17 protein-coding genes are annotated in these 14,675 nt (G+C 42.9%); 1 reads left to right on the top strand and 16 read right to left on the bottom strand.

Features of this window, described 5'->3' with window-relative positions; translation table 11 throughout:
* Window positions 1-144 precede the first annotated feature (144 nt).
* The 14 genes from BLR93_RS07930 to BLR93_RS07865 all read right to left on the bottom strand — a co-directional run bounded on the left by BLR93_RS07930 (window position 145) and on the right by BLR93_RS07865 (window position 11,740).
* On the bottom strand, window positions 145-966 hold the full coding sequence (locus BLR93_RS07930) for a flagellin N-terminal helical domain-containing protein (RefSeq protein WP_093213028.1): 822 nt from the start codon (window positions 964-966) through the stop codon (window positions 145-147).
* A gap of 129 nt (window positions 967-1,095) precedes the next feature.
* Entirely contained in the window at window positions 1,096-1,326 is a 231-nt protein-coding gene (csrA, locus tag BLR93_RS07925; RefSeq protein ID WP_093213026.1) for a carbon storage regulator CsrA, read from the bottom strand.
* Window positions 1,327-1,330: 4 nt separating this feature from the next.
* On the bottom strand, window positions 1,331-1,777 hold the full coding sequence (fliW, locus tag BLR93_RS07920; protein WP_093213024.1) for a flagellar assembly protein FliW: 447 nt from the start codon (window positions 1,775-1,777) through the stop codon (window positions 1,331-1,333).
* A 16-nt stretch (window positions 1,778-1,793) separates the two neighbouring features.
* Complete coding sequence (locus BLR93_RS07915; protein ID WP_093213022.1) at window positions 1,794-2,384, bottom strand: DUF6470 family protein; 591 nt, start codon at window positions 2,382-2,384, stop codon at window positions 1,794-1,796.
* Window positions 2,385-2,458: 74 nt separating this feature from the next.
* Window positions 2,459-3,331, bottom strand: coding sequence for a flagellar hook-associated protein FlgL (gene flgL, locus BLR93_RS07910; RefSeq protein WP_093213020.1), 873 nt, complete (start codon window positions 3,329-3,331; stop codon window positions 2,459-2,461).
* A 10-nt stretch (window positions 3,332-3,341) separates the two neighbouring features.
* On the bottom strand, window positions 3,342-4,874 hold the full coding sequence (gene flgK, locus BLR93_RS07905) for a flagellar hook-associated protein FlgK (RefSeq protein ID WP_093213018.1): 1,533 nt from the start codon (window positions 4,872-4,874) through the stop codon (window positions 3,342-3,344).
* Between the two features lie 21 nt (window positions 4,875-4,895).
* On the bottom strand, window positions 4,896-5,393 hold the full coding sequence (locus tag BLR93_RS07900) for a flagellar protein FlgN (protein ID WP_093213016.1): 498 nt from the start codon (window positions 5,391-5,393) through the stop codon (window positions 4,896-4,898).
* A gap of 14 nt (window positions 5,394-5,407) precedes the next feature.
* A complete protein-coding gene (flgM, locus tag BLR93_RS07895; RefSeq protein WP_093213014.1) occupies window positions 5,408-5,677 on the bottom strand; it encodes a flagellar biosynthesis anti-sigma factor FlgM in 270 nt (89 codons plus the stop codon).
* A gap of 84 nt (window positions 5,678-5,761) precedes the next feature.
* Window positions 5,762-6,178: a TIGR03826 family flagellar region protein gene (locus tag BLR93_RS07890; RefSeq protein ID WP_093213012.1), complete on the bottom strand. Its 417-nt coding sequence runs from the start codon at window positions 6,176-6,178 to the stop codon at window positions 5,762-5,764.
* Window positions 6,179-6,298: 120 nt separating this feature from the next.
* A complete protein-coding gene (locus tag BLR93_RS07885; RefSeq protein ID WP_093213010.1) occupies window positions 6,299-6,988 on the bottom strand; it encodes a ComF family protein in 690 nt (229 codons plus the stop codon).
* Complete coding sequence (locus BLR93_RS07880) at window positions 6,989-8,494, bottom strand: ATP-dependent helicase ComFA (protein ID WP_093213008.1); 1,506 nt, start codon at window positions 8,492-8,494, stop codon at window positions 6,989-6,991. It abuts the gene before it with no gap.
* Window positions 8,495-8,565: 71 nt separating this feature from the next.
* On the bottom strand, window positions 8,566-9,408 hold the full coding sequence (locus tag BLR93_RS07875) for a DegV family protein (protein ID WP_093213006.1): 843 nt from the start codon (window positions 9,406-9,408) through the stop codon (window positions 8,566-8,568).
* Between the two features lie 203 nt (window positions 9,409-9,611).
* Window positions 9,612-10,292 carry a response regulator gene (locus tag BLR93_RS07870; protein ID WP_093213004.1) on the bottom strand — a complete coding sequence of 227 codons (681 nt, stop codon included), beginning with the start codon at window positions 10,290-10,292 and terminating at the stop codon, window positions 9,612-9,614.
* A gap of 281 nt (window positions 10,293-10,573) precedes the next feature.
* Window positions 10,574-11,740, bottom strand: a complete 1,167-nt coding sequence (locus tag BLR93_RS07865) for a sensor histidine kinase (RefSeq protein ID WP_093213002.1) — start codon at window positions 11,738-11,740, stop codon at window positions 10,574-10,576.
* Between the two features lie 241 nt (window positions 11,741-11,981).
* Here BLR93_RS07865 and BLR93_RS07860 point away from each other — a divergent pair, with 241 nt between their 5' ends.
* Window positions 11,982-12,614, top strand: a complete 633-nt coding sequence (locus tag BLR93_RS07860) for a YigZ family protein (protein ID WP_093213000.1) — start codon at window positions 11,982-11,984, stop codon at window positions 12,612-12,614.
* 95 nt (window positions 12,615-12,709) lie between these two features.
* On the opposite strand, the gene nagB is transcribed toward BLR93_RS07860, so the two are convergent.
* Together nagB and nagA are read right to left on the bottom strand one after the other, a co-directional pair.
* A complete protein-coding gene (nagB, locus tag BLR93_RS07855) occupies window positions 12,710-13,441 on the bottom strand; it encodes a glucosamine-6-phosphate deaminase (protein ID WP_093212998.1) in 732 nt (243 codons plus the stop codon).
* The gene (gene nagA, locus BLR93_RS07850) at window positions 13,401-14,624 is read right to left on the bottom strand and encodes an N-acetylglucosamine-6-phosphate deacetylase (protein ID WP_245690091.1); all 1,224 of its coding nucleotides are present in this window, start codon (window positions 14,622-14,624) and stop codon (window positions 13,401-13,403) included. The genes nagB and nagA overlap by 41 nt, the downstream gene beginning before the upstream one ends.
* Window positions 14,625-14,675: the final 51 nt, after the last annotated feature.

Genomic DNA, 14,675 nt, shown 5'->3' with positions numbered 1-14,675 from the left:
CCTCCGCTTGTAATGACTTTGCTTTTAATTATATTATTTATATCGGCAAAAAACGACACTTTTTTAATGGTCTCAGCCACTATTCCATCTAAATACCCAAATAAAAAAGCCACCGTCTAAATGACGGTGGCTTCGTTTTTTTTCTTATTGAAGTAGTTGTAAAACGCCTTGTGGCTGTTGGTTAGCTTGAGCCAGCATAGACTGGGAAGCTTGAGAAAGGATGTTATTCTTAGTGAATGCCATCATTTCTTTTGCCATATCAACGTCTCTGATACGAGATTCAGCAGCTGTTAGGTTTTCTGAAGAAGTACCTAAGTTATTGATCGTATGCTCTAAACGGTTTTGGTTAGCACCCAACTTAGCTCTTTCAGAAGATACAGTTTCGATTGCTGTATCAATAGTAGAGATTGCAGCATTAGCTCCAGATTGAGAAGAAATATCTACAGCGCCTACTGAAATACCGCTAGCAGACATGTCACTGATTTCTAAAGAAATGTTTTGGTCAGCGTTAGAACCAATATGGAAAGTAACTGCTCCGCTTCCAGCAAGGTCACCATTAAGTAGGTTTTTGCCGTTAAATTGAGTATCGCCTGCGATACGATCGATTTCATCTACTAGCTGATCCACTTCTTTTTGAAGTTCTGCACGGTCTTGTGTGCCGTTCGTGTCGTTGGCAGCTTGAACAGAAAGCTCACGCATACGTTGTAAGATGTCATGAGTTTCGTTTAAAGCACCTTCAGCAGTTTGGATCAAGCTAACGCCGTCTTGAGCGTTTTTAGAAGCCATGTCCAATCCACGGATTTGTCCACGCATTTTTTCAGAGATTGCTAGACCTGCAGCATCGTCTCCTGCTTTATTAATACGAAGTCCTGAAGAAAGTTTCTCCAAAGAATTTTGTGTAGCACCTTGGTTGCTTGATAGTTGGCGGTGTGTGTTTAACGCCGCAATGTTGTGATTAATTCTCATTGTTTATTTTCCTCCTTGAATTTTAAAAAGTTTCCCACATCCTTGTGGTTGGCACCGCCTGAACCAAAGCGGCCGTCTCTGGTTTCATTTGGTGTTACACTTATATTATCGGAGCATTTTAGCGGATGTTTAATCTTTTTTTGTATTATTTTTCAATAAATTTAGCAACTCTGTCGAAACCTGCGCCGCTTCGCTGTTTTCACGCTGTATATCTAAATAAACTTCCTTGCGGTGGATATCAATATGCTTCGGTGCTGATATCCCCAGTTTGACTTGTTCGCCATCAATTTCCAGCACTTTCAACTCAATGTCTTCACCAAGCTGAATTGCTTCATTTATCTTTCTAGTCAACACAAGCATGGTTTTAATCCTCCTTCTTAGAGGATGCTGCAGCTGCAAGAGGTTCTCTTGTACTATAGCTTTTGTGGTTAGTAATATACTGTTTTCCTCTTTGATTTTTCAAGTTGATGACGATTGGCGCCTGTAGGTTCATTGTGCTTTGTTCAAACGGATCCTTCAGTGACAAAATAGAAAATATTGCAACGTCTTGTTGTTTTTCTATTTCCAATGCCCCTAGAATACTTTGATCCAATTCGAATTCATAGTCTTTTCTAAACTGATAAGGATTCGTAACAATAAATGCTAAACTTTGCCTGCCAACAGATTGCAGAACATGAAACACTGGATTATCCGGCAAGTCTAATAAAATAAACTCCTTTTCCTCATTAAATCCGGGAATTCCCTGAGGAAAGAAAATTGCTCTACTGCGGTCTATTTCTAATTCTCCAAAGTACTTTGTAGGTATTTTCATCATATCATTCCTTTTTTCATATCATCATTTCAAAATTGGCACCAGTGAACTTTAAGTTGGTAAAATCAATTTCCAGACTTTCTTTTTGTAATAGACTAGTTTCCACACCGCCAGGCTGATAACCGATTATCGGCTTGTTTGCTCTATTTTCAATAATTGGGGCGTTGGTTTGGACATTAATATCCAATTGGGAAGGCTGGTAATCTGTTTTTACAGCAAAATGGGATGGTATCCAGCCGATATTAAACTGTTTCTCCGGCTTGTGACCGTTTTGTTTAGCCTGAATGGCAAGCGGATTACCGCCATTTTCAATTTTCATCAGCTGGGCGCCCTGCTGGACTCTTCTTCTCATACCTTCAAATACTGCTGATTTGCCTTTTTGAGCTGCTTCTGCAATACTCTTCGCTGCACTTTTTAAATTCATGTCTTCCCAGGCCTTTGATTGATCGATGGTCATGCGGGAAGGAGTACGCCTGATCGAAATCTCGGCGCTCGGCTGGTGGATCGTCTGATCTGCATGCGGCTGCTGTATCGTTTGCCTTGCAGGCGTTTGATTGATTTGGATTTTTGCCTGCTGGGACTGCATCCGCACTTGAGGTAACTGCATGAAACTCACTCCTATTCCATGATAGTAAAAAGCCTTGCCACTCAAACAGAGGACAAGTGCTTTCACGTAATGTATTATCTTAAAAAGTCTGTCAATGTAGGCTGGATAATCCGTGAGCCAGCGCTAAGCGCCGCCCGGTGTATGCTTTCTTGAGTGGTCAGGTTCATGATCACTTTTTCAATATCAACGTCTTCATTATCCGACATGATTTTATTAGCAGTAACTTCTTGCGAAGATAAACGATTTTCAATCAATTCCAATCGATTCATCCTTGCCCCTAAATCGGCACGCTCGTTGACAACTTTATCGATATGACCATCGAGCAATCCAATATTAGCCCCCAGATCTTCGTCAGGTACGTCTGACTTAAGAGAATCGGAGAAAGCTTGAATCTCCGCAAATAAATCTTCGCTGAAAACACTGCCCGCATCAATGTTTGCCTTCAACTTCGTACCGCTTGCTACCTCAATTAAGACATCACCGCCAGCATCCCGCAATTGACCATCATCTGTAACAGGTGCTACGTCCGTTTTTGTCCCGTTGAAAATATATTTACCATTAACTTTCGTGTTGGCGATATCGATTAAATGGTCACGTAGTTGGTCAACTTCATTAGAAATATTTTCCCGCTGTCCTTCTTCATATGTACCATTACTGGATTGTACCGCTAACTCGCGGAGCCGCTGCATCGCCTGTGTCGCTTGATCCATCGCGGAATCCGAGTTATCCATCCAATTGTGCACTTCACTGGTATTACGCTGGAATTGTTCAATCTCTGTTACCTGGGTACGGTAATTCATTCCTTTCATCGCCACGACAGGGTCATCAGAAGGACGGTTGACTTTTTTTCCAGTTGACAGCTGATCCATATATTTCCCCAAACTATTGTAGCTGTTGCTTAAGTTTTTCAACATATTATTCGATAACATACTTTGTGTTACGCGCATTTAAAGCCACCTACCTTCCAACTAATCCCATATTGTTAATGATTCTGTCAAGCATCTCATCTACGGTCGTCATATTTCTGGCTGCTGCATTGTATGCATGCTGAAATTTAATCATATTGGTCATTTCCTCATCCAAAGATACCGCACTGACCGACTGTCTGTTTTCATCAACTTGGTCACGAAGAGTGGTAGCGTTGGTCTGCATACGGGCTGCTTCCTGAGAAATAACAGCCATTTCGCCTATCATTCCTTCATAATATGTTTGGACGGAGGCATTATCTCCTAAACCATCAATGCCTTTTTTCCGCATTGTTTCCGCCAAGGACAAAGCATTTTCACCGTTACCGCTGTCCCCATTTGCACTGGCAGCAATTAAATTGCTGTTTTCCTGAATAGCTTGGGAAACTCCCATGGTTGCAGCAGCGTTTTCTGTATCATCAATGGTAAAGAAATCCTGTCCTTGCTGGCCTTCCATGTCAGTGCCCTGGGTATGGACCTTATTAAATTCTGCTACAAAGGATTCTGCCAAAGTATCGATATCTTTCAGCATATCGGTGTACTCGCCGGAAATCTCGCCATTCCCATCAACATAACCATTAGACTCCATCAATGCTTTTAATTTGCCTTGCGAAGAAAAATCAGCAGCCGCAATTGCTGGTGCGGCAGTTTCATTGCCGTCCCTGTCGACGTTGGTAAACTCAAAGCTGCTTACATTTTCGTTGTCATCATACGCGATGGATAGTTGCTTATATTCACCAGTAGGTTCAACAAGTGTCGTTCCGGTACTTTTCCCCTGGGCATCCGCCAATTCAATCTTCGCTTTTCCCATTGCAAGAGCGCTTGGCTTGCCGCCGCTGCTTTCATACGATACGTTGATGTCTACTAATCCAGAAAGCTTATCAATATAACGGTCACGTTCATCGTATAAGTCGTTGGGAACATAACCGTGTGGTTCAATCTCGCCAATTTGTTTATTGACATTATTTATTTGGCGGACGAGTGAGTTAATTTCTTTTTCGGTAACATTCATCTCTTCCTGGAGATTACTTCTGACGGCATTTAGCGAATCTGATACATAATTAAATGTTTCCGCTACAGCAAGTCCCCGCTGTGCTACAACGGATCGGGCCCCTTCATCCGGGTTAGTCGCTAAATCCTGAAGCGACTGCCAAAAGCGATCCATTGTTTTTGCCAGTCCTTGTTCAGATGGTTCATTCATGATGCTTTCCATCTGCTGCATGGCTGCTGCTTTTGATTCATAATAGCCGAGCTTGGCATTTTCCCCTCGAAATTGTTTATCGAGAAACGAGTCTCTTATTCTTTCGATTGATCCTGCCTGTACTCCGCTCCCGACCTGTCCTGGAATTTCCGGACGGTTTCTCGATGCAGGGGGGTAAGGAGACGTTTGCTCGAAATTAACCCGCTGCCTTGTGTACCCGTCTGTATTCGCATTGGCAATATTATGACTGGTTGTATATAAGGCGGACTGCTGGGTGGTCAATGCCCGTCTGGCTACCTCTAATCCACTAAAAGTTGAACTCACACTGGTTACTCCTCTCTCTTGCTATGCCTTCGAATCGAACAGCGATCGTTTATTCGTCTGCTGTGATTTTGCTTGGCTAGTGTTTCCGTAATTCATATTTTTAAGTGATGGATCCATCATATCAATTGAAATTTCGATGAACTGCAATGACTGTTTTGTCAGTTCCTGATTTAACTTCTCTTGCTGCTTTAGTTCAACCAGGACATTCGTCAATTTTAAGAAATGGCTCTCCAAATCGAGTTTATCTTGTGGATCTTCCATCCGCTCAAGCATCCCGGTTACAGTTGCCTTGTCAGTTGGCACATTATTGCTTTCCGACCAGATTTGGACGATTTGCTGCCGCTTTTCTTCCATCTGGTTAATGGCCTGCACATGTTTCCTCTCTTTAAGCAGCAATGCCTGCAGCTTTTCCGTATCGCCTGCTTTCAGGCATTCCGTTTTTTCGATCGATAATGAGAGTAAGCTTTCGTGCAGTTTAGTTATTGATTCTAAAGATTCAACAATGGGTTGAACGGACATCGGGCGTCCTCCCTTTACGGTTGGTTGTTCCAAAACTCGACCATCTTCCTTGCTGTCTGTTTTGGATCTATTTTGTACTCACCGGATTCGACAGCCTGTTTTATTTCCTGCACCCGCTCTTGGCGTGCAGGGTCTGGTTTAGCCGTTTCCTGCAGTTGTTTTGCTTGGTTGGATATTTGCAACTGATCTGCTTGATTCGTCAATTCCTTTTTTAAATCCGCTTGTTTTTGCATCTGTTTTTGATACGGATTAAAGTTGGAATGATTAGGACCTTGAATTTTCAAGATTAAGCACTCCTTTCATGGATAAAAACGCACACGCTCTTAATTGTAATATCGGTTAAGATTCAGCAATGTTTAATAAAGATTTTAATGTTTTTTTTCGACTGTATAATACGTATTTGCTTGTTCTTTCTCTTTGTTGCGTTTCTCTATATCATTAATTTTCTGCTGTTCAGATAAAGCTCCGGTAATATCTGCTGAGCAATTTTTGCACAGGTTTCCTTCCGCTATTTCCGTTCCGCACCGATCACAAGGATAGCTGAGATTCGGGAACTGGGAAGCCCGCAGCCTTTTTTCTTTCACAAATTTATATATCAAACCTTCATGTACACCAGTAGCCTCGACAATCTCCGGGATGGTAGCTTGTCTGTTTTTCCTGGGGCGCAAATAATTATAAACGGTCGTATAGGCACGTTCCTCTTCTTTGTAACACTCCTGACAAATCGAACGCATTCCAGAAACAAACAAAGCATCACATCTTGGACAGTTAGCTAATTGTCCCATCACCAATTCCTCCCAAAAGCAATTTTTCGTCCATTATAGCACATCCCTTTCTGTTTGAGATAAACCATTTTTTCGAGATGACCGATACTTATCCCAGTTATGGGAATACCCAAAACAGACTCAGCCTCTTGCGAGGGTAAACGCAAACACTTGAGGGCACCTATGTTCTTTCAGCGTACGGGCAGCATGGCGCAGAGTGGTTCCTGTGGTGTAGATGTCATCGATAAGGATAGCTGGCTTGTCAAAAACCGATTGTTTGATGGCAAAAGGATTCTTTGAGGCAAGCCGTTCTTTTCGTGATTTTTTCGACTGTTTCTCTCCATACTGTCTTGACAACGCATTTTCAATCGGTGTTTCTAATAACTCAGCAAGGGCCTCTGCCTGGTTGAAGCCGCGCTCATACAAACGGGCCGGACTAAGCGGAATCGGTACTAATATGGACTGCTTGCGCAACGTTTTACTGAATACCTCATGAAAACGTTGATAATAATCGGGTTGAAAGGCTTCACGCAGCTTATAATCGCCGCGGTACTTCCACTTGGCAAGCATATCCTGCATCCGCTGATTATACACATATACCGAATGATTCTTTTGCAACGACCCTCTCCATTGCGGCTGTGACTCCCAATGCTGGCAATCCGGGCATACCTTGAAAGAAGTACGCCTTCCGCACATCATACACAAGCTCCCCTCCAACTTATCCAACTCAGCCTTGCAAGGGCTGCATAAATTGACAGCAGGTTCAGGGATTAGAAATGTGTTCCAATCTACGACCGGAAGGATTTCTTCGTCACACCATAAACAATGCATTTAAACCTCCCTCGCCTTCTCATTCATCGCTTTCATTGATTTCACCGCGGCAGCCATGGCAGCTGTCTTTCCATCGTGATAGAAAATGACTTCGCCTTCCGGGTCGTATGGGCTTCTTCCAGCCCTTCCGGCAATTTGAATCAGTGCAGCCTGATCAAAAACAGGATGGCCAGCATCGAAAACGATCACATCTACTGAGGGAAAGGTGACACCTCTTTCAAGGATGGTAGTCGTAATTAATAGCATGATTTTTTTATGACGAAAAAGCTGCACTTTTCTGTCTCTGTCTGGATCAGATGCATGGACAGAAGCCATCTTCTTCAGGTCTCCAAGGTATTCCAGATTGTGATGGCTCCTATATTGCTTCAAAGCTGCTTCCATGTTTCGAGCGAGGTTTATGTTGGGAACAAAAATCAACAGCTGGCGATCGGGCTTTTTTCGTTGTTTCATCCATGAAAAGAAAGCAGCTGGCGGCATATGCTTTTTTAGTGCTTTTTTTAGAGAACGAGGCATAATAAGCTGGGGAACCGGTAACGGATGCCCATGGTAGCGAACGGGTACAAACACGGAGGACAGTTGGCCAAATTGTAAGCGCCGGCGCTGTTCTTTTCTAGGTGTGGCGGTTAAATATATGCGGGCAGCTTCCGGCCTTGCTGCCCTGTAGGCCGCAAAAGGCAGTGAGGGATCGTTATGAAAGGGAAAAGCATCAATTTCATCAATCACTATGACATTGAAGGCTGACGCAAAACGGAGCAACTGGTGAGTGGTGGCAATAACTAGCTGCCCCTCCCCTTTGTCCTTACTGCCGCCGTACAAACCACTAATAATTGTGTTCGGATAGGCATGTTGAAATCTTGACAGCAATTCTTTGACTACATCAGTTCGCGGCGTAGCGATGCAAACCCGCTTTCCTGCTGCTAACGATTTGCTTATCCCTTGAAACAGCATCTCTGTTTTTCCTGCTCCACAAACGGCCCAAACCAAAAGCTCGGCAGAACCGGCTTGCATTATCGATTTAATTTTATCGGAAGCTGCTTGCTGGTGAGGCGTTAACTCCCCTTGCCACCTGCAAGGGTTGATCTCTTCTATCCATTGAGGATTTGGTCCTGTCCAGAAATAGAGCGACTCGCATTTGAGCACCCGGCCCATGGCAATACACTTGCGGCAGTACACGTGTGTACGTCGGCAGCGGGCACAGGGGAGATTAGCAAACTGTCTCTTTGCCCTGTTTCCGCAGCGTCGGCAGTGCCAGCCCCGCCAGGTTGTTTGGATTGACTGAACAGGTGTGAATAAGTGGAGAAGGAGCAGCCTTTCAAATATAGAAGGTTCCAGGGGGATTTCTTCCTGTAAAAGGAGTTTACCGGAGAAACGGGTGGCGAGAGCCTTAACGTCAAGCTGATTATATTCATCAGAAGGAAGTGGAGGATTGGTTGATGAAGGGAGCCAGTCATAAGAAGGATGACCGGAAAACCGGAGGAATGCAGGTATCTTGCTAATTGAAATCATCTCCTTTTTTTATAGAGGGCTGACCCTGAATGATCAGGGGCAGCTTTAACATAAGGGTATAATTGCTAAGACTATTTGAAGTACCAGCCAAGGCCAATAGCGCCTTCGCCGAGATGAGTGCCAATTACCGGGCCGAAATAGCTTACTTGGACTTCAGCATTAGGGAACGCTGTTTCAAACTGCTGTTTCAATCCCTCTGCTTCCTGCTCCCGCAGCGAATGGATGACCACAGCCTTTATTGGCTTGCCCGTTTGGGCATCAGCTGAAAACAAATCTTCCATCCGTTTTAGTGCCCGTTTTCTTGTACGGATTTTTTCAAAAGGTACAATCTTTTTATTTTCAAAATATAACAGTGGTTTCACCTGGAGCATGCTGCCAAGAATTGCTTGTGCACCATTTAAACGGCCTCCGCGATGCAAGTTACTTAAGTCATCTACCATAAAATAAGCGATCATTGTTTCTTTCATATTATCAAGCCGCTCCAGAATTTGCTCGACAGTTGCCCCATTTGCTGCCACTTCAGCAGCTTCCAAAGCATAAAAACCTTGAACCATACAACTCATTTCTGAATCGAATGGATATACATCGATTCCCTTGACCATTCTTCCGGCGGAGCTGACAGCCTCAAAGGTACCGCTAATCCCGCTTGACAAGTGGACAGAAATTACAGCATCGTAATCCTCAGCAAGTTGTTCTAACTTCACTGTTATCAGGCCAATCGATGGCTGGGATGTTTTTGGGAGTTCATCGGCAGCTTGGACCATAGGATAAAACTCTTCTGTAGTGATATCTACTTCTTCCTGATAAGATTTATCTTCAAAAATCACATTAAGAGGAACCATATGGATATTCTTCTGAGACCGGACATCAGCCGGTATGTAAGCCGTACTATCAGTCATTACAGCAATTTTCATATCATCGTACCTTTCATGGTCATTTTTACTAGTATTCCTATTCTCTATTCTACAATCAGCCAGTGAGAGAATCTACCGGAAATTTTCTAATTGGTAATACAAGGATGTACAGGATCCCATTTTTTCCACAGGTGCGGATTAACATTTATCGACCTGAGTAAAAACAGCATAAAAAATCCGGGTGCCAATCACCCGGATTTTCCTTACAACACTTCGACCCAGCCGTTGCGTATTGCCGAAACAACAGCTTGTGTCCGATCGTTCACATTCATCTTTTGCAAAATATTGCTAACATGATTTTTCACAGTTTTTTCACTAATATACAAGGATTCAGCTACTCCACGGTTACTCTTACCGTCAGCGAGCAACTGGAGAACCTCGCATTCTCTTCTAGTAAGTAAGTGTAATGGTTTTCGGTAATCTACTTGTTTTTCTGCTGGTTTGTTGGCATTTTCTTCTGCCAGCCTGCGGTATTCCAATACAAGATTGTGGGTTACTTTTGGATGGAGATAAGATCCGCCTTCACTGACGACCTTAATGGCATCGATCAATGCATCGGAGTCCATTTCTTTCAACAAGTATCCTTGTGCACCCGTTTTTAGTGCGTGGGTCACGTAGTTCTCGTCATCATGGATTGATAAAATAATCACGCTGACTTCCGGATGCTTTTCAATCAAATCAGATGTAGCTTGGACACCATTCAGGTTAGGCATGTTAATATCCATCAGGACAACATCAGGGTTATGCTCTTCTACCAATTTTACTGCAGTAGAACCGTCATCTCCTTCGGCGACAACATTGAAAGAAGGCTCGAAATCTAAGATGCGCTTCACACCTTCGCGGAATAACTTGTGGTCATCGACTAATAATATGTTGGTTGTCATACTCTGCTCCTCCTAATTCCAATAAGTGAAACTTCCTTTAGCAGGAATGGACCCGCTAATGGCAAGAATCCCCAAGGCCCGCCTGCATCCCGTTAAAGGCTTGTGCAGACGTATTAGCCATGGCAATTCTCCGTGCTAAGATAATTGCTATAGTTTATTCCCCTACCACCAGTTAAACTAAACCTTTCTGCTGTCGCAGCAGTTCTCTATCTTTATTATACATGATATTACTAGATTTGTATTATTTTGTGCAGGTTAAGATAAAATAAATCCTCTACAAATTATGGCGTACTATCTTCCTCCAATTGATCAGCCTGGTTTAAAGGCACATTGATTATAATGGACGTTCCTTCATTCACCTTGGAATAGATATCTATTTCCCCATCAAGCATCTCCACTCGCTCTTTCATTCCGATAATCCCAAATGACTTTTCTCTGCGCTGAGACATATCAAAGCCCTTCCCGTCATCCTTGATCACTAATCCGACTTTATCTGGCATAACTTCCATTTTCACTTGTATTAAGGAAGCCTCGGAGTGTTTGACGGCATTTTGCACCGATTCCTGCATTAATCGAAATAAGGCAACTTCATATTTCGAATCCAACCGTCTTTGTTCTCCCATCGAAACAAATTTTATCTTCACCCGATTGTATTCTTCCGTGTTAGCCAGGTATTTTTTCATCGTCGGTACCAGGCCAAGGTCATCTAGAGCCATCGGCCGTAAATCATAAATAATCCGGCGGACTTCTGATAAAGAAGTATGTACCATTTTCCGCATGCTTTTCATTTCCTGGATAGCTTCTTCTACGCTCCGCTCCCGGAAAGTCCTATCCACCAGTTCAGAACGCAGAAGGATGTTGGCCAGCATTTGTGCTGGTCCATCATGCATTTCCCGTGACAGGCGCCTTCGCTCCTCTTCTTGTGCTTCGATAATTTTCAATCCGAACTCCTGCTTCTGCTGTGCATCCTGCAGTACCTCAGATACTTGCTTGAAATCGTCATTCAAATAATTTAAAACAACGGATATTTTCCCCACCAATCCTTCTGCCCGCTTTACGGTCAATTCTAAGGATTGCAGCCTGCGTTCAATTTCGTCTCTTTTTTCACGCAAGTTTTTTTCTTTTTCCCTTTTCATGGTAAGCTCAGACTGCATCGTATGTGTCTGATCATAAACTTCCCGAATTTCTTTTTCCGTAAAATTATCAAAGTGTTTACTTACTTCAGATAGTCTGATTCTGGAGAAACGTACTTTTTGTTCGAGGTCATCTCCTTCTTCAATAACATGAATGACTTTACGCTTGGTTTCTGCTAATTCGTTTTGCAGCTGCTCGTATTCATTCCGTGATTCCTCACCTATATAAAACACTTCATCTTTGCTGTTTTCCACCGTTTCAATCATTTCAGTTATAATATGGTCCAATGCTTTCTCATCTGCTTTCTTTGTCATACTTTCTCCACCTATCTCCCCATAGTACATTCGAAGGATAATTATGGTTTATGGGGGTAATATTCCCAAAACACTAGAAAATTGCCGCCCAAAAAGTCCTTCTTTCTCTTTAAATTAACATAATCATTCGCTAAGGATAAACCGCGCAATAAAGCCTTGATTGGAAGCTTAAAAGATTCTTAATTATTTGCGGTGTTTTTACTTACTTAATATAATGAAGTTTTAGGAGGTTAAATGCAAGATGCTAAATAGCTATTTTACCGTGAAATCAGAAGGTTACGATGAGCTCACTATTCAAAAATCACGCTTTATTGGATATGTAAAAAGAGTCGAAACAGAAGAAGACGCACAAGCATTCATTAAAGAAATCAAGAAAAAGCATCATGATGCCACTCACAATTGCTCTGCCTATATGATTGGAGAGACAAATCATATTCAAAAAGCTAACGATGATGGGGAACCAAGCGGCACGGCAGGTGTGCCGATTTTGGAAGTGCTGAAGAAGATGGATTTAAAAGATACTGCTGTAGTGATCACCCGTTACTTCGGCGGAATTAAATTAGGCGCTGGCGGCTTGATCCGCGCATACTCAAGTTCTACTTCACAGGCAATTGAAACTACTGGCATCGTTAAACGACAATTGGTGCAAAAATTCATCGTTACTGCTAATTATTCACTTCTAGGAAAATTAGAAAACCAATTAAGAAATTCCAGCTATCTTTTAGACGAGATTAACTACCAGGAAAATGTAGAATTTTCAGTGTATGTAGAAGCCGGGCAGGAAGAACCGTTCACAAAATGGATAGTCGACCTCACCAGCGACAATGCCACTGTTACACCAAATGGTACAGCTTATCTTGAAATTGATGTATAAGGCGATTGCTACATATTTCGACAACAGCCGTTTTATTTCCCGGGTAATTTTTACACAAAACAGGCAATCCGCCCGTAAGCAACGGGCGGATCGCCTTAAACACGAACCTTGGATAAAGCTGCCTTGTCAGCAATGATTTTAACGTTATCATGTGTTTTTAAGATGGACGCCGGAAATTCCTCAGATACTTCCCCATGAAGCAGCTGATCCAATGCCTTCGCTTTCCTTTCCCCGGAGACTAGCAGCAGGATTTGTTTACTATTCATGATTGTTTCAATGCCCATTGTAATTGCCTGATTCGGTACTTCCTCTATACTGTCAAAAAATCTGGCATTAGCCTCTCTTGTAGATAGAGCTAAATCAACCACATGTGTTCTTGTTTTAAACGAAGTACCTGGTTCATTGAATCCAATATGGCCATTTAAGCCTAAACCAAGGATTTGCAGATCGATTTCCTGGTTATCTTCAAGCAGCTGCTCATACTCCCGGCATTCTTTTGACAAGTCCGTGGCTTTCCCATTTGGAATGAAGGTTTGCTGCTTCGGAATATCAATATGATTGAATAACCTATCGTTCATGTAATAGCGGTAACTGTTAGGATTGTCACCTGCTAAGCCTACGTATTCATCAAGGTTAAAGGTGCACGTATCACGAAATGTGACACGGTTGTTTCTGTTTTCTTCTCTTAAGTAATTGTAAACTCCTTCAGGTGTAGACCCTGTCGCCAGGCCAAGCACAGGATTTTGCAAGCTGTTCACTTTATCAATGATTGCATCGCAAGCGTATTTACTCATTTCCTGGTAATTTTCCACTTGTTCTATCTTCATGTTTATCCTCCTTAAAAGCCATAACCCCGCGGCAAAATGTATATTTAATCTGCACTTGATCGTCCACAAGCAATATATCTGCGTCCTTGCCAGGTGCGAGGCTCCCTTTTCTATCAAATACATTAACCTGTCTGGCAGGATTAACTGCTGCCATATTGATAACATCACGCAAGGTGGCATCAGTGATTTCCAGCATATTTTGTGCACCCTTATACATTTTTAAAATGGATCCCGCTAAAGTTCCATCGCTTAATGTTGCCCGGTCTTCTGTCACAGTGGCTTCCTGGCCGCCCAGGTCATATTTTCCCGGCGTTAAACACTTCGCTCTTAACGCATCAGTTATTAATATCAATCTTTCACTGCCAATGTTTTCATATATAAAATCGATCATTTCCGGTGAAACGTGAATCTTATCTGCAATTAATTCGCTCCGCAGCTCCTTAAGCGTCAAGGCAGCTCCTACCACGCCGATGTCCCGGTGATGAATAGGCGACATCGCATTGCAAATATGAGTTACTTGGCTGACTCCATATTCGACAGCCTTTCGCATCTCCTCTATACCAGCAGCGGTATGTCCTGCTGAAACATTGATTCCATGGCTAGCTAAGTATTGAATCAATGCCCCGTCTTCATCCTTTTCAGGAGCCATCGTTACTGTTTTAATCCGGTGGCCTGAAATTCTCTGCCACTTCTCAAACTGCTCTACCTCAGGAGTAAGAATATGCTCTTTCGGCTGGGCGCCTGCCTTGTCCTCTTCTATAAACGGCCCTTCCAAATGAACCCCGATAATTTCTGCGTATCCTTGTTTATTTTCGTATTCGGCTATATTGGCCAGCGCTTTATGGATGTTATTAGCGGATTGAGTAATGGTTGTAGCCAAAAAGCTGGTAGTACCTTCATAAGGCAGGATGGATGCCATCGTATCAAGGGCTTCGGAGGTTGCATCCATGACATCGGCACCATTAGCGCCGTGAATGTGGCCATCGATGAAGCCGGGGATAGCATTAAGTCCAGCCCCGTCGATGATAGTTATGTCTTCATCCAACTTGGTTATATCCATATCGCCGGTCTTGCCGATTTCTTCTATCTTTCCATTATCCAGCAACAAATATCCAGAGCTTAGCACATCGTTTTCCGCAAAAACTTTCACGTTTTTTATTAGCAAAGCATGCGAATCTGCCACTTTTTTTCGCCTCTCTTCCTTCATTCTCTTTGTTAGATCGACCTTATGATA

The sequence above is a fragment of the Sediminibacillus albus genome (genome assembly GCF_900101125.1).
Lineage (GTDB): Bacteria > Bacillota > Bacilli > Bacillales > Amphibacillaceae > Sediminibacillus > Sediminibacillus albus.
Note: the sequence above shows the minus strand (reverse complement) of the source record. Positions and strands in the feature narration are given on the sequence as shown.

Coding starts and splice junctions, on each gene's coding strand:
- BLR93_RS07930 (WP_093213028.1), bottom strand. CDS start 966: ATGAGAATTAATCACAACATTGCGGCGTTAAACACACACCGCCAACTA.
- csrA (WP_093213026.1), bottom strand. CDS start 1,326: ATGCTTGTGTTGACTAGAAAGATAAATGAAGCAATTCAGCTTGGTGAA.
- fliW (WP_093213024.1), bottom strand. CDS start 1,777: ATGAAAATACCTACAAAGTACTTTGGAGAATTAGAAATAGACCGCAGT.
- BLR93_RS07915 (WP_093213022.1), bottom strand. CDS start 2,384: ATGCAGTTACCTCAAGTGCGGATGCAGTCCCAGCAGGCAAAAATCCAA.
- flgL (WP_093213020.1), bottom strand. CDS start 3,331: ATGCGCGTAACACAAAGTATGTTATCGAATAATATGTTGAAAAACTTA.
- BLR93_RS07900 (WP_093213016.1), bottom strand. CDS start 5,393: ATGTCCGTTCAACCCATTGTTGAATCTTTAGAATCAATAACTAAACTG.
- BLR93_RS07890 (WP_093213012.1), bottom strand. CDS start 6,178: ATGGGACAATTAGCTAACTGTCCAAGATGTGATGCTTTGTTTGTTTCT.
- BLR93_RS07885 (WP_093213010.1), bottom strand. CDS start 6,988: ATGCATTGTTTATGGTGTGACGAAGAAATCCTTCCGGTCGTAGATTGG.
- BLR93_RS07880 (WP_093213008.1), bottom strand. CDS start 8,494: ATGATTTCAATTAGCAAGATACCTGCATTCCTCCGGTTTTCCGGTCAT.
- BLR93_RS07875 (WP_093213006.1), bottom strand. CDS start 9,408: ATGAAAATTGCTGTAATGACTGATAGTACGGCTTACATACCGGCTGAT.
- BLR93_RS07870 (WP_093213004.1), bottom strand. CDS start 10,292: ATGACAACCAACATATTATTAGTCGATGACCACAAGTTATTCCGCGAA.
- BLR93_RS07865 (WP_093213002.1), bottom strand. CDS start 11,740: ATGACAAAGAAAGCAGATGAGAAAGCATTGGACCATATTATAACTGAA.
- BLR93_RS07860 (WP_093213000.1), top strand. CDS start 11,982: ATGCTAAATAGCTATTTTACCGTGAAATCAGAAGGTTACGATGAGCTC.
- nagB (WP_093212998.1), bottom strand. CDS start 13,441: ATGAAGATAGAACAAGTGGAAAATTACCAGGAAATGAGTAAATACGCT.